This is a genomic window from Marinobacter subterrani, from assembly GCF_001045555.1.
Taxonomy (GTDB): domain Bacteria; phylum Pseudomonadota; class Gammaproteobacteria; order Pseudomonadales; family Oleiphilaceae; genus Marinobacter; species Marinobacter subterrani.
Genome location: NZ_LFBU01000002.1, coordinates 77,546 through 95,960 on the forward strand (window position 1 = coordinate 77,546; position 18,415 = coordinate 95,960).

An 18,415-nucleotide genomic window follows, 5' to 3' on the forward strand; every position below is an offset into this window, starting at 1 on the left:
ATACGACCTCCGCCAGCATTTCAGACCACTGGCTCAGCGCTCACTCAGGTAGTCATCCTTGAGCCGGACATAGTTGGCCGCGGTGTACTTGAAGAAGTCCCGCTCCTTGTCCGTCAATGCCCGGGCCTTCCTGCACGGTGAGCCGACGTACAGGTGCCCGGACTCCAGGGTCTTGCCGGGCGGTACCAGACAGCCGGCGGCAACGATCACTTCGTCCTCGACCACGGCGCCGTCCATGATGATGCAGCCCATACCGACAAGCACCCGGCTACCGATGGTGCAGCCATGCAGCAGCGCCTTGTGACCGACGGTCACGTCGTCGCCCAGAGTTAGTGGATAGCCTCCGGGGTTGTAATCACTGGCGTGGGTGATGTGCAGGACTGAACCGTCCTGGATACTGCACCGGTGGCCTATGCGAATTTTATGCATATCGCCACGCACCACGGTCATCGGCCAGATAGAAACGTCGTCCCCTGTTTCAACATCGCCAATCACCAGGGCACCTGGATCTACCCACGCCCGCTCCCCAAAATATGGCGTGATACCCTTGTGTGAACGTATATTCGTCATTACATAGTACCTGTTAAGAGTTTACCCGGAGGCTCGGGGTGCCTGTGGGGGATGCCCTTCCAAAACTGTGCGGAGCCGTGGATGGCGGAGCCCAAGCGTCACATGGCTGTGCCGCAAGGAGCGTGTTTTGGAAGGGCATCCCCCACAGGTACCTGCCCCGAGGTCTGATGAAACGAAACTACCTGAGATCTTACTAGCTGAGAAGGGGACCTATGAATAACCCGTTACTGACTGACGACCTGTTGCCGAAATTCGACCATGTCCGCACCGAGCACATGGAAACGGCGATTGACCAGATTCTCAGCGAAAACCGGATGAAGATTGCCAGCCTGGCGCAAAACGAGGATCCCACCTGGGAAACCCTGGCGCAGCCCATGCAGGCCATGGAAGACAAGCTGAGCAATGCCTGGTCGGTGATCTCACACCTGAACGGCGTGATGAACAACGACGACCTGCGCAAGGTGTACAAGAACTGCCTGGAGAAGCTGACCGAGTACAGCACGGAGGTCAGCCAGAACGCGGCCCTGTGCAACGCCTACAAGAAACTGGCCGAGCGCGACGATTTCAAGGACCTGAACGAAGCCCAGCGCAAGTCTGTGGAAAACACCCTCCGGGATTTCCATTTGGGTGGTGTCGACCTGCCGGAAGACAGGAAAAAGCAGTACGCCGCGCTGTCCCGGGAGTTGTCAGAACTGTCCAACAAGTTCAGTGACAACGTGCTGGATGCGACCCAGCACTGGTTCAAGCAGATTACCGATGTGGATGAGCTGGCCGGTGTTCCTGAAACCGCCATTGCAAGCGCCAAGCAGGCAGCCCGTCAGAAAGAGCTCGAAGGCTATGTGATTACCCTGGATTTCCCCAGCTTCTACCCGGTGATGACCTACTGCGACAACCGGGAGCTGCGTCGGGAAGTCTACGAAGCCTTCGTGACCCGTGCCTCGGACCAGGGCCCGGATGCCGGCCAGTGGGATAACACACCGGTGATGGCGGAAATCCTTAAGCGCCGCCACGCCCAGGCCCAGTTGCTGGGTTTCGACAATTATGCCGAGCGCTCCCTGGCCACCAAGATGGCCCGTAGCAGTGATGAAGTGCTGGACTTTCTGAACCAACTGGCGGCCAAGTCCAAACCTCAGGCTGAAAAGGAGTTTGCTGAACTCAAGGCCTTCGCCAAAGACGAATTCGGCGTGGACGACCTGCATGCCTGGGATGTCGGCTACTACAGCGAAAAGCTTCGCCAGAAGCGCTACGACATTTCCCCGGAAACCCTGCGCCCCTGGTTCCCGGTTAACAATGTGGTGCCGGGCCTTTTCCGGGTGGCCGAGAAACTGTTCGACGTGCAGATTGAAGCGAAGCCGGAGGTGGAAACCTGGCACGAGGATGCCACAGCCTACTGCATCAGCCGTAACGGCAAGCCCCTTGCGTGGTTCTATTTCGACCTTTATGCCCGCCAGGGCAAGCGTGGCGGTGCCTGGATGGCCGACTGCCGGGTTCGCTGGCGCAACCTGCGTGGCCAGCTCCAGCTGCCGGTGGCCTTCCTGACCTGTAACTTCACACCGCCGGTGAACGGCAAGCCGTCGCTGCTGACCCACGATGAGGTCACCACCCTGTTCCACGAATTCGGCCACGGCCTGCACCATATGCTGACCCAGGTTGACGTACTGGACGTATCGGGTATCAACGGCGTGGCCTGGGATGCGGTGGAGCTGCCCAGCCAGTTCCTGGAAAACTGGTGCTGGAACCCCGAATCCCTCGCCCTGATTGCTTCGCACCATGAAACCGGGGAACCACTGCCGGACGACCTGCTGAAGAAACTGCTGGCGGCCAAGAACTTCCAGTCCGGTATGGCGATGGTACGGCAGCTGGAGTTCTCCCTGTTCGATTTCCGCCTGCACGCGGAATTCAACGCCGAAGCGCCCACCAACCCTCTGGACATGCACCGCAAGGTCCGAAGCGAGATTGCCGTAGTGGAAGCGCCGGAATTCAACCGCTTCCCCAACTCCTTCTCGCACATCTTTGCCGGTGGCTACGCGGCTGGCTATTACAGCTACAAGTGGGCGGAAGTGCTGGCGGCTGATGCGTTCTCCCTGTTCGAGGAAAAAGGCATCTTTGATCCGGAAACCGGGAAGGCGTTCCTGACCAACATCCTGGAAAAAGGTGGCTCGCAGGAGCCCATGAAACTGTTCAAGGCCTTCCGGGGCCGGGAACCGCAAGTGGATGCCCTGCTGAGACAAACCGGCATCATGGACGAAGCCGCCTGACGAAACGCGTTGTCGGATTACGCTTCGCTAATCCGACCTACAGCTAATCCGACCTACATGGCGTTTCGATCCAGGCGTGGCCGGAACATGTAGGTCGGGTTAGGGCAACGGCCGTAACCCGACAACCACTGCCCAAATTTACGGGAGTTTTAGTATGGCGAGTCCAAAACGTTTTATCGCCGGCGCCGTCTGCCCCCGCTGCGCGGAGATGGACAAGATCATGATGTTCACCACCGATGACGGGGAGCAGGTGCGCGAGTGTGTGGCCTGTGGCTTCACCGATGCGATGTCCGATACCGAGCAGCCGGCCAATCCGGAGCTGGAAACCCGGGTCAATAAGCGCAAGAACGAGGATGATCACACCGTTAAGCAGGTGGTGTTTTTCAAGTCTTCTGCCGATGATGGAGAGTAGGCTGTTCCTTACAGACTGCTGGTTGAGGGGCTGAGAGGCCATGGGGGTGCTTTTCTTCTGGGGAAAAGCAACTCGCTTCGCTCAGACATCTTTTCCCCGCCAGAAAAGCACCCCCACACCCTCTCGATCTGACTCAAAAGATAGTTCTTTAAGACAAAATCTTCCCAGCAATATCTGACGTTTCCTATGTGAGGGGGCCGGGATATTTTTACCGCCGGAAATGGATGTCTGAGCGAAGCGAGTTGCCATTTCCAAGGAAAAATATCCCGGCCCCCTCGCAACTCCCCTCAACCAAAAGGCTACAAAAACAACCCACCCGAGCTTAAAGAACCATAGCCGCCAGCCACCCAAAGCCAAGCAGCCGCAGGTTGTCGTGCAGGAAATGGCGGCGGTAGTCAAAGAGGTTCTGTAACCATCATTTCTCGTCGAGGCGGGCAAAGCGGGGGACCTGTTCGCCGGCAACCTCCACGGTTTCCCGGAACATGGCCAGCGGGCGTACCCAGAGGCTGTGATCGCCGTACAGGCAGCGATACACCACCATTTGTTCCTCGGTTTCGCTGTGCCGGGCAATACCAAGCACTTCGTAATCCTTGCCCTTGTAGTGCCGGTAGCGGCCGGGGCGTATCTCGCTCTTTCGATCAGTCATTCTCGGCCTCGTGATTTTCGGCTATGCTGCCCCTTTGGTAACGGAGGGCGCGGAGCGCATAACCGTCCAGACTTCAACCAACAGCAGGGACGTTAAAAGACTCAGTCAGGGCCTGAAAGTGTAGAACAACAGCGCGGGCCCGGAAACCGGAAACAGCCATGATTCGGCAGGTCTCCTGCATTTTTTTGCTGATTTTTATGTCACTGGCCGGCCTTGGCAGCCCTCCTGCCCGCGCCGCGCCGGTGGCGTTCCAGTGGCTGGAGGCGCCGGCGGATGAGTTATCCCTGGAGGCGGTTCGCGCCTTGCCTCCCGGGCGCTGGAATGCTTTTGCCGCCGGTGAGGTTTTCAATCGTGGCTTCAGCGAGGGCAGCTTCTGGCTGAAAATCGAGGTGCCGCCGGAGCCGGCCAACCGGGTCCTTGAAATCGGCTACCCGTTGCTCGATGAGGTGTCTGTGCACTGGGTTCGGGATGGTGAGCTTATCCAGAGCTATCGCACCGGCGACACCCTGCCGTTCAGCAGCCGGCCGATCTACCATCGCAACTTTGTCTTCCTGGTGCCTTCCAACACCGAGCCGGTGACCGCGTTCGTGCGTGTCCAGACGCAGGGAGCGGTGCAGATTCCGGTTGAAATCACGCCCTCGGCCCGGTTCCTGGCCAATGAGCAGTTGTCGTATGGCTGGCAGACGGCCTTTCTGGGTATCGTTATCGCGATGGCCCTGTACAACCTGTTCCTGTTTGTGATCGTCCGGCATCCGACCTATCTGTGGTACGTGTTGTTTGTGGTGACCACAGGGCTGGTGCAACTGAACTTCCATGGCCTGCTGTTCCAGTGGTTGTGGCCACAGTTTCCGGGCCTGAACCGTTACTTCACGGCGCCGGCGATCAGTCTGGCAATATTTTTTGCCGTCATGTTTACCTTGCAGATCCTGAACGTTCGACTTTACAGCCGGACCAGTTACTGGGCCCTGTTGTGGATCCTGGCGGGTGCCGTGGTGGCCTTTTTCTATGGGCTGTTCGGCTCCTACCAGACCAGCATTGAGGTGATCAGTGTGCTTGCTGCGGTGGCAACACCGACGGCCTGGGTCGTTGGCCTGGTTACCTGGCGCCGTGGGCAGGTTCTGGGAGGCTTTTACGTTCTGGCCTGGACACCCCTGCTTATTGGTCACCTGATTTTGGCACTGAGCAAGCTGGGGGTTATGCCCCGCAGCGTCCTGACGGAGCTTGTACCCCAGTTGGGTGTTGCGCTGGAAGTCATCCTGCTGTCTTTCGCCATGGCCTACCGGATCAACCTTGAGCGGCGCAAGCGACAGGAGGCCCAGGAGCAGGCGCTGACGATCCAGCGCCAGGCCAACCAGACACTGGAGCTCCGGGTGCAGGAGCGCACCGGGGAACTGGAGCGGGCGAATGAGCAACTGAAGGCCATCAGCCTCACGGATGGCCTGACCCACGTGGCCAACCGGCGGCGATTTGATGAAAAGCTGGAGGACGAATGGAAGCGGGCCCAGCGCCACGGACACCCGCTGAGCCTGTTGTTGCTGGACATCGATTACTTCAAACGGGTGAACGACGAGCTGGGCCACCTGGTGGGCGACGACTGCCTGACCGAAGTGGCCTCGCTCTGCGCCGCCGAAGTCCAGAGATCGGGGGATCTGCTGGCCCGTTACGGCGGTGAGGAATTCAGTATCCTGTTACCGGGCACACCGGAAGAGGGCGCGGTTCAGGTTGCCGAACGGATTCGCCAAGCCATTGCCCGGACTCCGGTGCAGTCCGGTGAACGGGTGGCGCCGGTCAGTCTGACCATCAGCGTGGGCGTGGCCACCCTGGTGCCGGACCAGGATATGGAGCCACAGGCGCTGATCCGCCAGGCCGACGAGGCCCTTTACCAGGCCAAGGAGTCCGGCCGCAACCGGGTTAGGGTGGCTCGCGGATTCCTGGCGGCAACGGCGCCCGGGGCCTGATCCGATCCGTCAGTTCTTCAGTTTGTACCGTCCGGGACCGAGGAACATCACCGCCACGGCGGTAAACAGGAAGAAGCCCTGCAGTTCCAGCGCCCAGCCCCCGCTGCTGCTCAGGGCCAGCAATTCGTTGGTATGCACCAGCACGATGGCGACCAGCATGTTGAACACAATCAACAGGGCACCAATTCGGGTCTGGTAACCGAGAATAACCATCAATGGGGCGATCAGTTCGCCCACGAAAACCCCGTAGGCCAGAAAGCCGGGCAGTCCATGGCTGGTCAGCAGGCCCTCAATAAAACCAACGCCGTTGAGCAGCTTGGCAATGCCATGGAACAGTATCAGGCCGCCCAGGGTCAGGCGGATAATCAGTTTTCCCAGATCAGCGTTTTCTAGCAAGGCAGAGATCTCCATTTCAGGCTGGAATTGTGTTTGTCCCGGTAAGCTCGTCAGCTTACCGTTTTCGGCGCCACTCTCAAAGATTGCGAATGTCCGGGTACAGCGGCAACAGGCGTTTGATCAGCCGGTTCTGGGCCCCGGTGGGAATGCCGTTTTCCTCCATGGCAAGGATCAGGTTCTCGGCCAGGGCATTGAACTGGGTATTGGTGATGGCCATGTCGGCGTGCAGTTCGCGCATTTCCCGGCCGCTGTAGGTGCAGGGCCCGCCACTGAGCTGGCACAGCTGGTCGGTCAGGTTGCGGTGGAACTGGACCACGTCGACGCCCTTGAACTGATGATTGATGCGCTCATCCTCCACGATCAGATAAAGCAGATCCTCAACAACCTTGGCAATGCCCGCCCGTTCACCGAGTTGCTGGTACAGGCTGGGCTCAGGCTGTGGGTTGAGTATCTGGCAGCCGCCCAGCAGCAGGGCTGCGACCATCAAAAAGGACTTGAAGGCGGTGTTACCATTAACCGGATGCGTCATCAGAAACTCCCCTGCAGAGACAGGTACACGCCCTGCTGGTCTTCCAACGTGGCCACGTCGCCCAGGTTAACCACGGCCGCCGTAACGGCCAGCCGGCGATCCGGAATCCAGGCCACAAACAGATCGTACCAGTCGTCCTCGGTGGCAAACCCCAGGTTATCCGGCTTTTGCCGGTATTCAGCCCCCACCAGCCACTGGCGGTTGATGAACAGACCGACACTGCCTTCCATCATCACCTGGTAGCTGTTATTGCGGTCGCCGCCGAAACCCAGCAGCCCGCCCTGGTTGGCGCGGGTGCCCCGGGCCGTAAGATTGACCAGCAGGTTGCGATCCATCAGGGCAGCAAAGAACAGCTTGCTGGCACTGACATAGACATCGGTGCCGCTGTCATCCCGGGCGCCGATGGCTCCGGGCACGGTGAAATCCTGCAGGCGCTTGTGTTGCACGCCGGCCGACCACTGGCCCCAGGGGCTGTAAAGAACGTCACCGGCAAGCCGGACCTTGGCGCCGAAGATGTTCTGGCGCAGCTCGTCCTGTTCCAGCCCGAAGCCATCCTTGAGGGTGAACACCAGGCTGTCCAGATCCAGGGTCTGCTGCGCCACGGTGAGTTCAACCCGGTTGTGCCAGTTCAGCCCGGCCCCGGTCACCGACAGGCTGTAGTCATCCACCCGGGCTCGGCTGATTGCCAGGGTGCCGCCCCACTCCTGATCACTGGCGTAACTGCCCAGCAGTGCCCAGGGAACCAGTCCGCCACCGGCGCTGCCTTCAATGCTGGTAACGCCACCGGTTGCCCAGATCCGGCTGCCGATATCGGCCTGTGCCGCCGGGCAAGCAAACAGGGCTGCGGCCAGAGCCACCAGGAGCCATTTTGTCATGTTGAATACTCCGGGTTGGGTTGGGTCAGTTCCTGGTTCCGGGCGGCCAGTGCCCGGGCGGTTTCCGGCAGTGCACCGGCTGCCACCGGGCGGCTCAGGTAGAAACCCTGGCCCAGGTTACAGCCCCACTGTTGCAGGAGCTGCCAGGCCTTGAGGTTTTCAATGCCCTCGGCGACCACTTTCAGCCCAAGCCCGTGTGCCATGTCGATAGTGGACCGGACAATCAGTTGGTCCTGGGGTTCGGAATCGAGTTTCAGGACGAACGACTTGTCGATCTTCAGTTCCTGTACCGGCAGCATGCGGAGCTGTGACAGTGAGGAATAGCCGGTGCCGAAGTCATCTACCGACAGGGTTACGCCGAGATCGCGAAGCCGGTTCAGGGTGGCCATGGCTTCCTCGGGATCGTCCATAAGGGCGCTTTCGGTCACTTCCAGGGTGATGCGCTCCATACTGTGGTGCCAGTCCCGGAAGGTGTCGGCAATATATCGGGGCAGGGCTGGCCAGGTCAGGTCCATGGCGGACAGGTTGATGGCCACGCCGGCGTCGACACCGCGCCTGTGCCACTGGCGGGCATCGTCGGCCACGCGCTGGAGGATGTGGGCGGTCAGGTCATGGATCTGGCCGGACTGTTCCGCGAGAAAAATGAACTCCTCGGGGGAGATGAAGCCCAGCTCCGGGTGAACCCAGCGCACCAGGGCCTCCACCTGGACCAGCTCGCCGGTGCGGCTGTCGAGCTTGGGCTGGTAATTCATGTGCAGCCCGTTGTTGAGGATTGCGGTGTGCAGGTCGGTGATGAGTTTCAACTCCCGGAGGTGGCTCTCGTCCTGCCCCGGCTGATAGCGGGTAAAGGGCGCCGCGTGGTTTTCCGCCTGCTCAAAGGTAAGGTTCAGACGACGGCGCAGCTCGTTGGTGTTGGCGGCATCGTCCGGCAGGTTCAGGGTTACCATGGTGATCCGGAGGGAAAACGGCGTCTGGTCAATCTGCAGCGGGGACTGGATCAGGTCGTGCAGCTGCGTAGCCCTGCGGTCAAGTTCTCCGTCCGCCACAAGGGGAATCAGAGCGAGAAACTCGCCGCCGCCGGTGCGGGCGATGAGCCGGGCGTCTGGCAGTTGCTCCTGCAGTCGCCGGGAGATCCCGCCCAGTACCTTGTCGCCGAATTCCAGGCCGAGGGTATCGTTGATGTCGGAAAGATCGTTCAGGCGAATGCCGATGAGGGTGCCCTCACCCCCCTGGCCCTGGCTGAGCAGCTCGGCCGCGGTCTGCATCAGGGCATTGCGGTTGCCCAGGCTGGTGACCTCGTCGTGGGTGGCGGCGTAGCGGATCTGGGCCTCACGGTCGCGCAACCGCAGCAGCATATCGCGCAGGGCATCGCGCAACTGGGTCAGTTCGCCGCTGGCCCGGATTGCCGGCGATGCCGGGGTATCCCCCTCCCCGATAGCCCGGGCGTAGTCTGCCAGTTGCAGCACCGGGCGGCCCAGGTTGCGGGCAATCAGCAGAGCCAGCAGGATGGCGAAAACCAGTATGGCCGATACCAGCAGGGCAATCTCCACGGCCCGCCGATAGTAATTCGCCAGGGTGGCATCACGGCTGATCAGCAGCACGGCCTGAACCGGCGCGGGATTGGTGGCACCCAGATTGATGATCCGGGTGAAATACCCCCCGCTTTCAATGAAATTCCGGCTTCCGGACGCCTGGCTGAGCTCCTGCTCGAGAGCGCCGTCGATGCCGGTGGTGGCGGCGAAATTGCTGAACGTTCCGCTGCCATCGGCGCGGGCCCGGAAGATCACCGATGTGCCGCTGAGCCGGGAAATAACCTCGGCCAGGGCCTGATCCATGGCAAAGCCCATCACTACCCAGGCCCTCAATCCGGGCGCTTCCACCGGAATGACAAGCACTTCGTAGCCCTGGCCGTCCATGACCAGCAACGACCTGCTGAACCCGCTGCGCCGGGCGCTGGCCAACTGGCCGGGGGCCATTTCCGGGAGCCGGCGGTTCAGGGTTGAGGCTACCCGTTCCCCTTCGCTATCCAGCAGCAGGGCAAAACTGGCACCGACCCGGGCACTGTGGTTCTCCAGGGCACTGGCCATGGTGGCCGGATCGCCGCTGGCCACGGCCGAGCGGAAGCCAAAATCCTGAACCAGTACGCTGAGGCGGGACAGTTCAAGTTCGGTTCGTCGCTCGATGACTTCCCGAGTCAGGCGTTCGCCGATGGTCAGTTTTTCCAGCGCCCGGCTCTTTTCATCTTCAAACAGGTACACCATCAGCAAGGCAATGATCACCAGGCTGACCAACGCCACCAGGGAGATCATGGCGGCAATCAGCCGGCCGCGGAAGCCGAGTCGGGAGGCAATGGCCATTAAAGCTCCCGGAAACGCTGCTGGAGCAGGTCCAGTGAGCCGTCTGTGGCGGGCTCGGGTTCAACGTCCAGGGCGATGGTGACCGGCTGGCTGGCGTCCACTTCCCGGATCACCGGCCTGGTGGTATCCGGCAAGCGGGGGTGCCAGATTTTCAAGACCGCCCTGCGTTCGCCCGGTTGTGGCTTGAGGTCCAGTGTTACCTGGCCGGCATCGTTGGTGCGGCCGACAGCAGGGGTGTCAGTAACCACCACGAAGCCCTGCATCTGATCATGGATATTGCAGCCCAGCTCGACGATGCCCGGTTTGTCGAAAATGATGGGTGCCTCAGGGCGGCCAGCGTAGAGCTTGATGTTGAAGGTCTTCGCCGGGGAAAAGGAATAGACGTGGTGCTGGGTGTTGTCGCGGTTGGGAAAATCGACACTGGAGCCGACCGGAACCACCAGAATCCGGGGGTGGAAGGCCCGGTCCTTCTGGTAAATCTCGGCGGAAACCGGCGCCACTGCCTGCGGGTTGCCGGCCCAGACCACCGCGCCGGCAACCGGCTTGTTGTTGTCACTGTTGATCACGGTTACTGGCAACCCGGTCGCCGCTGTCGCCGTGGCCGCAAGGCACAGGAGCAGCCCGGCTATGAAAGTAGTCGCTGATTGTTGCATCAATCCTCTGAGCCTGTCAGAACAGGCGGGAACCGAGGGAGAATCGGATGTGGTTCCTGACCAGCAGATTTTCCCAGTAATGCCGCATCCAGTCCCAGGCGGCGTTGTTAACCTGCTCGACGAAAGGGTCGAGGTTCAGCTCGTAATAATCCGGCGTACCTGCAATCTGCAGCAAGGTTATGGTGACGGAGTCATCCAGCTCATTGGCAAACGGCTCGCCGATCAGCTGGTGAGCGAGCAGGTTAGCACGGGTTGCCTCAATATCCACCAGCTCACTGGCCCGGGTGCAACGATTGTTTTCATACATTTCTTCCATCAACCGGTGGCACAGGTAGGCGCGGATCAGCAGGCCATCGAGGCCGTCGTAACGCACCAGCAGGGCGGAGGGTTGGGTGAAGTAACGGATGGCGGCATTCACGAAGGGTTCGAACAGATCGGCCTTGCCAGCCTCCCGGGCACAGGCTTCCACGCATTCAATGAGCCTGGGCGCCATTTCTATGTACTCAACCACGAACTGGAACAGGCAGGTGGCGGGCTGGTAGCCCTCGATAGTGACGGCAGACGGCAGTGCGGCAGCTTTCTCATGCAGCTGCCGCAGGAAGGTGCCGGAACGGGCCTCCTTGCGCCGCGCCTGATCAATGATCTCGAGAACTACCTGTGGTGTCATTTCAGGAGATGCCGATGTCTGAACGAATTGAGGTCGCAAGGCGCCTCCCATCCCGTGCCTGCCTTTCCTGACAAGTGTAGCCGAGATTTTGCAGGCTGCTTTTCCCGGGCGGTGAAAAAACGTTGCGGTAATGTTTCCGAAGGTATGGCCGTCACTGAGGACTGAACCAGCGGTCGTTGCGAGTGTGGCGCCAGCACAGCCAGCCCATGCTCAGGGCCCGGCCCAGCATCAGGGCAATCAGTGCGAACCAGAGGCCGTGGTTGCCCCAGCCGGTGGTCAACCACCAGGCCGGGGCAAACACCCCCAGGGCGGAAAACAGCATGGTGTTCTGCATGTCACGGGTTCGGGTTGCACCGATGAAAATGCCATCCAGCAGAAAACCCCAGACCGCCGTAAGGGGCAGCAGCCAGAGCCAGGGAAGGTATTGCCAGGCGGTGGTTCTCACTTCCTCGATGCCGGTCAGCAGCGCGATCAGCCAGTGGCCGCCGGCGACAAACCCGATCGTGAGCAGCAGGGCGCTCCACAGGGACCACCGCAGGGCGCTCCGGAAAACCAGCCGGAACCGGCGCCGGCTGCCGCGGCCAACCGCTTCGCCGATGAGTGCCTCAGCGGCATTGGCAAAGCCGTCCAGGGCGTTGGAAATCAACAACAGGAAGGTGATCAGCACCGCATTGGCAGCCAGTATGATGTCGCCCTGCCGGGCGCCCTGGGCGGTGAAAAACGCCAGAACCAGCAGCAGCGCGATGGTGCGAACCATGATGTAACGATTTACCTGCAGGATCTTCAGGTAATCCGCGAGTGAACCGAACAGGGCGCGAGTCAGCTTCTGGCCTTCCGGCAGGCGGTTCAACACGATCAGGAGGCCGATGCCGGCCGCTCCGTATTCGGCGATTACGGTGGCGATGGCCACCCCCCGGCTGTTCCAGCCGAGCAGGGTGACAAACAGGATGTCCAACACGATGTTCAGGCCGTTGGCGACGATCAGCATCAGCATCGGACCTCTGGGAAACTGGATGCCGATCAGCCAGCCCACCAGGGTGTACTGGCAGAGCACCGCCGGTGCGCTCCAGATCCGGATGGCGGCGTATTCGGCGGCCAGTTCGGTAACGTCCTGGCTGGGGTTCATCAGGGTTAACCCGGTCCCGATCAGCGGCTGGTGGAACAGTATGAGTAACAGGCCGATACCGGTGGCCAGCAGTATTGACCGTAGCAACAGGGCGACCTGGCTGAAACTGTCCCGCTTGCCCCAGGCCTGGGCTGCCAGCCCGGTGGTGCCCATGCGCATAAAGCCGAAGGTCCAGTAAAGGATGCTGAACAGGTTGGCGCCAACGGCGACCGCTCCCAGATATTCCGGGCGCTCCAGGTGCCCCAGGACAGCAGTATCCACCAGTCCCAGCAGAGGCACCGTCAGATTGGTCAGCATTAATGGCCAGGCCAGGGCCCAGAGCCGCCGGTCGGTTACGGGCAGGTTAAATGCCATATTCCTTTTGCTTCTTAATAATTTTTAGTTAGCGTTTTTAGGTTTAGTTGATTTTTTAGTCTTTTTTTGATCCGTGTCTATACTCGAAACTGAAGTATCCGTAAGTAGGCTCCCACTCTGGTTTTTCCGGTGTATGCGAGCGCCGGCAAGGCCAGAGGGATAACGCAAAATCCGACAAGAATAACACTCTGTGGAGACACAGTATGCGCGTGCACGCTCAGCGGGCAGGTGCCCTTTTAGGCGGTCTGATGTTCCCCGCCTGGTCCATGGCGGACTGGACACTGAACATGACCCCCGGGGTGACCGGCACCAGTAACGAGATCTTTGACCTCCACATGACCATACTCTGGATCTGCGTCGTCATTGGCGTTGTGGTATTCGGTGTCATGTTCTGGTCCATCTTCGCCCACCGCAAATCCCAGGGCGCCAAACCGGCAAACTTCCATGAAAACACCGTGGTCGAGATCCTCTGGACCATCATACCGTTTGTGATTCTGGTGGTGATGGCCATTCCTGCCACCGCCACACTGGTGGATATGTACGACACCGATGAGGCCGACATAGACATCAAGATAACCGGGTACCAGTGGAAGTGGCGGTACCAGTATCTGGACGAGAATTTCGGTTACTTCTCCAATCTTGCCACCCCCATGGCGCAGATCAACAACCAGCAGGAGAAGGGCGAGAACTACCTGCTGGAGGTCGATAACCCGCTGATCATCCCTGTGGGCAAGAAGATCCGCTTCCTGGTGACGGCTAACGACGTCATCCACTCCTGGTGGGTGCCGGACTTCGGGGTCAAAAAGGACGCCATTCCCGGCTTCATCAACGAAACCTGGACCCGGGTCGACGAGCCGGGTACCTACCGCGGCCAGTGCACGGAGCTCTGTGGCCGCCACCATGGTTTCATGCCGGTGGTGGTCAAGGCCGTGCCCCAGGAGGAGTACGTCGCCTGGGTGGCCGAGCAGAAGGCGGCGGCCGAGAAAGAGCGCGAGCTGACCCAGAAAGACTGGACCATGGCCGAGCTGATGGAGCGTGGCAAGACTGCCTACGAAACCACCTGCGCGGCCTGTCACCAGGTTGATGGCAGTGGTTCACCGCCGGCTTTCCCGGCGCTGAAGGGCAGCAATATAGCGACCGGAGATAAGGCCGCGCACATTAACATCGTGCTCAACGGCAAGTCCGGGACCGCCATGCAGGCGTTCGGAAGCCAGCTCAGTGAAGTGGATCTGGCTGCCATTATTACCTACGAGCGGAACGCCTGGGGCAATAACACCGGCGAGATGGTCACGCCAAAAGAGATCTTTGATATCAAGAACCAGCAGTAATCAACGCCAGCTAACAGATATCACCAGCCAGGATAACTGGCGGTAACGGGGGTTTTCATGAGTGCGGTTGCAGATACCCACGCCCAGGATCATCATCATGGCCCGGCCAGAGGCATCACCCGATGGATTCTGACCACCAATCACAAGGACATCGGTACCATGTACCTGGTGTTCAGTTTCACCATGTTCCTGTTGGGCGGCAGCATGGCCATGGTTATTCGCGCCGAACTGTTCCAGCCCGGTCTGCAGATTGTGGTGCCGGCCTTCTTCAACCAGATGACCACCATGCATGGCCTGATCATGGTTTTCGGTGCGGTCATGCCGGCGTTTGTGGGGCTGGCCAACTGGATGCTGCCGTTGATGATCGGGGCACCGGATATGGCGTTGCCCCGGATGAACAACTGGAGTTTCTGGCTGTTGCCCTGCGCCTTCCTGATTCTGGTTTCCACCCTGTTCATGGAAGGCGGGGCGCCCAACTTCGGCTGGACCTTCTACGCGCCCCTGTCGACCACCTATGCCCCGCCAAGCACCACTTTCTTCATTTTTGCCATCCATATGATGGGGATTTCCTCAATCATGGGTGCGATCAACGTGATTGCCACGATCCTGAACCTGAGGGCACCGGGCATGACCCTGATGAAAATGCCGCTGTTCGTCTGGACCTGGCTGATCACCGCCTTCCTGCTGATTGCGGTGATGCCGGTGCTGGCGGGTGTGGTGACCATGATGCTGATGGACATCAACTTCGGCACCAGCTTCTTTGATGCCTCCGGCGGCGGCGACCCCGTTCTGTTCCAGCATGTGTTCTGGTTCTTCGGACACCCCGAGGTGTACATCATGATCCTGCCGGCGTTCGGGGCGGTGTCTCATATTATTCCGGCGTTCTCGCGCAAGCCGCTGTTTGGCTATGCGTCCATGGTCTATGCCGTCGGCGCCATTGCCCTGCTGTCCTTCGTGGTCTGGGCGCACCATATGTTCACCGTCGGTATTCCCATCACCGGCCAGCTGTTCTTCATGTACGCCACCATGCTGATCGCCGTGCCGACCGGGGTAAAGGTGTTCAACTGGGTGGCCACCATGTTCCGGGGTTCGCTCAGTTTTGAGGCGCCGATGTTGTTCGCGGTGGCCTTTGTCATCCTGTTCACCATCGGTGGTTTCTCGGGCCTGATGCTGGCGATTGCGCCGGCTGATTTCCAGTATCACGACACCTACTTTGTAGTGGCCCACTTCCACTATGTGCTGGTGCCGGGCGCCATTTTCGGGATCTTCGCCTCGGCGTATTTCTGGCTGCCCAAGTGGACCGGCCACATGTACGACGAAACTCTGGCCAAGACGCATTTCTGGCTGTCCTTCATCGGCATGAATCTCGCCTTTTTCCCCATGCACTTCCTGGGGCTGGCAGGCATGCCACGCAGGATTCCGGATTACGCCCTACAGTTCGCCGATTTCAACATGGTGTCGAGCATTGGAGCCTTCATGTTCGGTGCGACCCAGATTCTGTTCCTGTTCATCGTGGTCAAATGCGTCCGGGGCGGTAAGGCAGCGCCGGCCAAGCCCTGGGACGGTGCTGAGGGTCTGGAGTGGACCCTGCCGTCGCCGCCGCCCTATCACTCGTTTGCGACCCCGCCGGAAGTGAAATGAGGTTGTGAGAGTGTAAACACGGCAAGACAACAACAACGAAGATCGGATAAGCCATCGGAGACTGTCATGGCGGAGAATCAGAGCTATTACGTTCCGGAACAGAGCAAGTGGCCGATTATTGCCACGGTGGGCCTTGGGACGACTCTCTATGGGGTCGCATCCATCCTGGTCAATATCCAGCAGAATGAGAGTACCACCGGGCCCTGGATCCTGTTCTTTATCGGCGCAATGATCATGGCCTATATGTTGTTCGGCTGGTTTGGCAGTGTGATCCGGGAGGGCCGGGCGGGGCTTTACAGCGACCAGATGGAGCGGTCATTCCGCTGGGGGATGACCTGGTTTATCTTTTCCGAGGTCATGTTCTTCGCGGCCTTTTTCGGTGCCCTGTTCTATATCCGGATGTTTGCGGTGCCCTGGCTGGGCGGCGAAGGCGACCGGGGCAGTTCCAACATGCTCTGGCAGGGGTTCGAGGCGACCTGGCCATTGATTCATACCCCGGATCCCGAGGCCTATCCGCCGCCTGAGTCGATTATCGGCCCCTGGGGCCTGCCACTGGTGAATACCATCCTGCTGGTGTCGTCATCGTTCACCATCACTGTTGCCCATCATGCACTGAAGGCGGGCAACCGTGCCCGGGTCAAGATCTGGATGGCCGCCACCATTCTGTTGGGCATCGGCTTTCTGGTCCTGCAGGCCGAGGAGTACATGCACGCCTACCAGGAGCTGAACCTGACCCTCGAGTCCGGCATCTACGGCAGCACCTTCTTCCTTCTGACCGGCTTTCACGGTGCCCATGTAACGCTGGGAACGCTGATGCTGTTCATCATGCTGATGCGTATTACCAAGGGTCATTTTACCCCCGACAGCCACTTCGGCTTTGAGGCCGCGGCATGGTACTGGCATTTCGTGGATGTGGTCTGGCTCGGGCTGTTCGTGTTTGTCTACATCATCTGATGCGTGGGGTCAGGGAGTCGGATTCAGTGTCAGGCTCCCTTGCCAGAGGGCAATAAGAATCACCGCCAGGAGCAGTATGCTAAGCGTGACCCGAACCGCCAGAGAGTTCAGTACCCGATTGGTCTTGCCGCCGTCCTTGATGAGAAAGAACAGGCCACTGAACAGGCTCACCACGACGGCAAGCAACAACACAACGATAACGACCTTGAGCATTGGGCTACCTGTTTTTATTGGAGTTTCAAATCGGCGAAGCGGCCTGTGTCCCGAACCCGCTAAAGTCACTATAGCAGAGCATGTCTGATTCGCAGCGCCAGCGCCGTTACTGGCATTTTGATTGGCGCTTGCTGGTATTCAGTGGGGTTTTCCTGCCGGTTCTGATCAGCCTTGGTATCTGGCAGCTTAACCGGGCGGAGGAGAAGCAGAAACTGCTGGCGCAGTGGCAACAGGAGGCGGTTCATCTGGAGTGGCCGGATATGGTGGCCGGGGATCTGAGTAATGGCCGGCCTGTGACCCTGACCGGGGCCTACGGAAGGCCGAACTGGCTTCTGGATAACCGGACCCGGGACGGGGTTCCGGGCTACGAGGTACTGACGGTGTTTCACCCTCTCGCCGGCCCGCCGGTGGTGGTCAACCGGGGCTGGGTGCAGGCGCCCCGGACCCGGGACCAGCTTCCGGATGTTGACCCGCCAGACGGGGTCTTCACTGTCGAGGGAAGGATCAGTGATTACCCGGTGCCGCCTGTGCTTGGTGATCAGCCCATGGCAACCGGCCCCTGGCCCCGGCGCGTGCAAAGCCTCCCGCCAGAGGTTGCCCGGGCCGAGGTTCCGGGGCTTCCCGGCCGGATTGTGCGGCTTTCCGGCCATCGTCAGCCCGGTGCCTACCGTGCCGACTGGGAGCCGGATCTGATGGGGCCGCAAACCCATTACGGCTATGCCGCGCAATGGTTTGCGCTGGCTGTGGCGCTGACTATATTGACGGTAGTGGCGAGTTACCGAAAGACAGGAGCCAATAATGACAATGACAATGGCTAACCGGATTTCCGACCAGGACCAGAACGACGGCCCCACCCCGGAACAGGCTCGCCGCGGCCGAAGGACCGCGCTTCTTCTGTTCGCCCTGGGCTTTGGCCCGCTTATTGTTGCGACCGTCATGTTTTACACCGGCTGGCTGAACCCTTCCGGGCATACCAATAACGGTGTGCTGGTCGAGCCGGTTGTGCCGGTGTCGACGCTGCACCTGCAATCCACGACCGGCACCCCGCTGGCCGCGCGCTTCGGACCGGAGGTGGTAAACCCGAACTGGATGATGATTGTTGCGGCCGATGAGTGCGGCAGCCAGTGCGAGGAACTGCTCTATCTCGCCCGCCAGGTAAACATCGCGCTGGGCAAAAACGCCAACCGGGTTTCCCGGGCGGCGGTACTGGGCAGTGTACCGCCTGATCTGCAGGCGCGCTGGCCGGAGGAGTACGGCTCCATGGAGCTGCTGATGCCAGCCGCCGGTTCCACGCCAGCCTGGCCGGCCGGTGTCAATCCGGCAACCGAGCCACGTGTCCTGGTCGTCGATCCGTTCGGCAATATCATGATGCATTACGGAGCCGGGCACACGGGTAAGGACATGCTTGAGGATCTCAAGCAACTGCTCAAACTGTCGCAGATCGGTTAAAGGTCCGAACAGGAGGGTTCGCCGTGAGT

18 protein-coding genes are annotated in these 18,415 nt (G+C 60.1%); 8 read left to right on the top strand and 10 right to left on the bottom strand.

Translation table 11 applies throughout. The features are described 5' to 3' along the window. Positions 1–33 precede the first annotated feature (33 nt). Positions 34–570 (bottom strand): gamma carbonic anhydrase family protein, encoded by a 537-nt coding sequence (locus msub_RS16250; RefSeq protein WP_048497209.1) that lies wholly within the window; start codon positions 568–570, stop codon positions 34–36. Between the two features lie 212 nt (positions 571–782). Here msub_RS16250 and prlC point away from each other — a divergent pair, with 212 nt between their 5' ends. Then, on the top strand, positions 783–2,828 hold the full coding sequence (gene prlC, locus msub_RS16255; protein WP_048497210.1) for an oligopeptidase A: 2,046 nt from the start codon (positions 783–785) through the stop codon (positions 2,826–2,828). Positions 2,829–2,982: 154 nt separating this feature from the next. Continuing rightward, on the top strand, positions 2,983–3,240 hold the full coding sequence (locus msub_RS16260) for a YheV family putative zinc ribbon protein (protein ID WP_048497211.1): 258 nt from the start codon (positions 2,983–2,985) through the stop codon (positions 3,238–3,240). Positions 3,241–3,655: 415 nt separating this feature from the next. Here the strand turns inward: msub_RS16260 and msub_RS16265 are convergent, their stop codons facing one another. Then, complete coding sequence (locus tag msub_RS16265) at positions 3,656–3,886, bottom strand: DUF1653 domain-containing protein (RefSeq protein WP_048497212.1); 231 nt, start codon at positions 3,884–3,886, stop codon at positions 3,656–3,658. 158 nt (positions 3,887–4,044) lie between these two features. On the opposite strand from msub_RS16265, the gene msub_RS16270 reads away from it, so the two are divergent. Next, positions 4,045–5,844, top strand: coding sequence for a sensor domain-containing diguanylate cyclase (locus msub_RS16270; protein ID WP_082146571.1), 1,800 nt, complete (start codon positions 4,045–4,047; stop codon positions 5,842–5,844). Between the two features lie 9 nt (positions 5,845–5,853). Here msub_RS16270 and msub_RS16275 read toward each other — a convergent pair whose 3' ends face one another. From msub_RS16275 to msub_RS16305, 7 genes are all read right to left on the bottom strand, one after another. Beyond that, positions 5,854–6,240, bottom strand: a complete 387-nt coding sequence (locus tag msub_RS16275; protein ID WP_048497983.1) for a DoxX family protein — start codon at positions 6,238–6,240, stop codon at positions 5,854–5,856. Positions 6,241–6,316: 76 nt separating this feature from the next. After that, complete coding sequence (locus msub_RS16280; RefSeq protein WP_048497213.1) at positions 6,317–6,769, bottom strand: group I truncated hemoglobin; 453 nt, start codon at positions 6,767–6,769, stop codon at positions 6,317–6,319. After that, positions 6,769–7,644: a DUF3034 family protein gene (locus msub_RS16285; protein ID WP_048497214.1), complete on the bottom strand. Its 876-nt coding sequence runs from the start codon at positions 7,642–7,644 to the stop codon at positions 6,769–6,771. The genes msub_RS16280 and msub_RS16285 overlap by 1 nt, the downstream gene beginning before the upstream one ends. After that, positions 7,641–10,001 (bottom strand): putative bifunctional diguanylate cyclase/phosphodiesterase, encoded by a 2,361-nt coding sequence (locus msub_RS16290; protein WP_048497215.1) that lies wholly within the window; start codon positions 9,999–10,001, stop codon positions 7,641–7,643. The genes msub_RS16285 and msub_RS16290 overlap by 4 nt, the downstream gene beginning before the upstream one ends. After that, positions 10,001–10,654 carry a methylamine utilization protein gene (locus tag msub_RS16295; protein ID WP_048497216.1) on the bottom strand — a complete coding sequence of 218 codons (654 nt, stop codon included), beginning with the start codon at positions 10,652–10,654 and terminating at the stop codon, positions 10,001–10,003. The genes msub_RS16290 and msub_RS16295 overlap by 1 nt, the downstream gene beginning before the upstream one ends. A gap of 16 nt (positions 10,655–10,670) precedes the next feature. Further along, on the bottom strand, positions 10,671–11,321 hold the full coding sequence (locus tag msub_RS16300; RefSeq protein ID WP_048497217.1) for a hypothetical protein: 651 nt from the start codon (positions 11,319–11,321) through the stop codon (positions 10,671–10,673). Between the two features lie 151 nt (positions 11,322–11,472). Then, complete coding sequence (locus msub_RS16305) at positions 11,473–12,801, bottom strand: MATE family efflux transporter (protein ID WP_048497218.1); 1,329 nt, start codon at positions 12,799–12,801, stop codon at positions 11,473–11,475. A gap of 203 nt (positions 12,802–13,004) precedes the next feature. On the opposite strand from msub_RS16305, the gene coxB reads away from it, so the two are divergent. The 3 genes from coxB (at position 13,005) to msub_RS16320 (ending at position 16,724) form a co-directional block, all read left to right on the top strand. Beyond that, a complete protein-coding gene (gene coxB, locus msub_RS16310; protein WP_048497219.1) occupies positions 13,005–14,129 on the top strand; it encodes a cytochrome c oxidase subunit II in 1,125 nt (374 codons plus the stop codon). A gap of 57 nt (positions 14,130–14,186) precedes the next feature. Beyond that, positions 14,187–15,770 carry a cytochrome c oxidase subunit I gene (gene ctaD / locus msub_RS16315; protein WP_048497220.1) on the top strand — a complete coding sequence of 528 codons (1,584 nt, stop codon included), beginning with the start codon at positions 14,187–14,189 and terminating at the stop codon, positions 15,768–15,770. A gap of 66 nt (positions 15,771–15,836) precedes the next feature. Then, positions 15,837–16,724, top strand: coding sequence for a cytochrome c oxidase subunit 3 (locus msub_RS16320; RefSeq protein WP_048497221.1), 888 nt, complete (start codon positions 15,837–15,839; stop codon positions 16,722–16,724). Positions 16,725–16,733: 9 nt separating this feature from the next. On the opposite strand, the gene msub_RS16325 is transcribed toward msub_RS16320, so the two are convergent. After that, positions 16,734–16,937 (bottom strand): twin transmembrane helix small protein, encoded by a 204-nt coding sequence (locus tag msub_RS16325; protein WP_048497222.1) that lies wholly within the window; start codon positions 16,935–16,937, stop codon positions 16,734–16,736. Between the two features lie 80 nt (positions 16,938–17,017). On the opposite strand from msub_RS16325, the gene msub_RS16330 reads away from it, so the two are divergent. Both msub_RS16330 and msub_RS16335 read left to right on the top strand, forming a co-directional pair. After that, entirely contained in the window at positions 17,018–17,755 is a 738-nt protein-coding gene (locus msub_RS16330) for an SURF1 family protein (protein WP_048497223.1), read from the top strand. After that, the gene (locus tag msub_RS16335; protein ID WP_227506827.1) at positions 17,736–18,386 is read left to right on the top strand and encodes a hypothetical protein; all 651 of its coding nucleotides are present in this window, start codon (positions 17,736–17,738) and stop codon (positions 18,384–18,386) included. The genes msub_RS16330 and msub_RS16335 overlap by 20 nt, the downstream gene beginning before the upstream one ends. Positions 18,387–18,415: the final 29 nt, after the last annotated feature.

Bases quoted from the DNA above. Each gene is read 5' to 3' on its own strand.
- msub_RS16265 (WP_048497212.1), bottom strand. From the start codon at position 3,886: ATGACTGATCGAAAGAGCGAGATACGCCCCGGCCGCTACCGGCACTAC.
- msub_RS16320 (WP_048497221.1), top strand. From the start codon at position 15,837: ATGGCGGAGAATCAGAGCTATTACGTTCCGGAACAGAGCAAGTGGCCG.
- msub_RS16270 (WP_082146571.1), top strand. From the start codon at position 4,045: ATGATTCGGCAGGTCTCCTGCATTTTTTTGCTGATTTTTATGTCACTG.
- msub_RS16290 (WP_048497215.1), bottom strand. From the start codon at position 10,001: ATGGCCATTGCCTCCCGACTCGGCTTCCGCGGCCGGCTGATTGCCGCC.
- msub_RS16305 (WP_048497218.1), bottom strand. From the start codon at position 12,801: ATGGCATTTAACCTGCCCGTAACCGACCGGCGGCTCTGGGCCCTGGCC.
- msub_RS16280 (WP_048497213.1), bottom strand. From the start codon at position 6,769: ATGACGCATCCGGTTAATGGTAACACCGCCTTCAAGTCCTTTTTGATG.
- prlC (WP_048497210.1), top strand. From the start codon at position 783: ATGAATAACCCGTTACTGACTGACGACCTGTTGCCGAAATTCGACCAT.
- msub_RS16325 (WP_048497222.1), bottom strand. From the start codon at position 16,937: ATGCTCAAGGTCGTTATCGTTGTGTTGTTGCTTGCCGTCGTGGTGAGC.
- msub_RS16330 (WP_048497223.1), top strand. From the start codon at position 17,018: ATGTCTGATTCGCAGCGCCAGCGCCGTTACTGGCATTTTGATTGGCGC.
- coxB (WP_048497219.1), top strand. From the start codon at position 13,005: ATGCGCGTGCACGCTCAGCGGGCAGGTGCCCTTTTAGGCGGTCTGATG.
- msub_RS16250 (WP_048497209.1), bottom strand. From the start codon at position 570: ATGACGAATATACGTTCACACAAGGGTATCACGCCATATTTTGGGGAG.
- msub_RS16285 (WP_048497214.1), bottom strand. From the start codon at position 7,644: ATGACAAAATGGCTCCTGGTGGCTCTGGCCGCAGCCCTGTTTGCTTGC.
- msub_RS16260 (WP_048497211.1), top strand. From the start codon at position 2,983: ATGGCGAGTCCAAAACGTTTTATCGCCGGCGCCGTCTGCCCCCGCTGC.
- msub_RS16335 (WP_227506827.1), top strand. From the start codon at position 17,736: ATGACAATGACAATGGCTAACCGGATTTCCGACCAGGACCAGAACGAC.
- msub_RS16300 (WP_048497217.1), bottom strand. From the start codon at position 11,321: ATGACACCACAGGTAGTTCTCGAGATCATTGATCAGGCGCGGCGCAAG.
- msub_RS16295 (WP_048497216.1), bottom strand. From the start codon at position 10,654: ATGCAACAATCAGCGACTACTTTCATAGCCGGGCTGCTCCTGTGCCTT.
- ctaD (WP_048497220.1), top strand. From the start codon at position 14,187: ATGAGTGCGGTTGCAGATACCCACGCCCAGGATCATCATCATGGCCCG.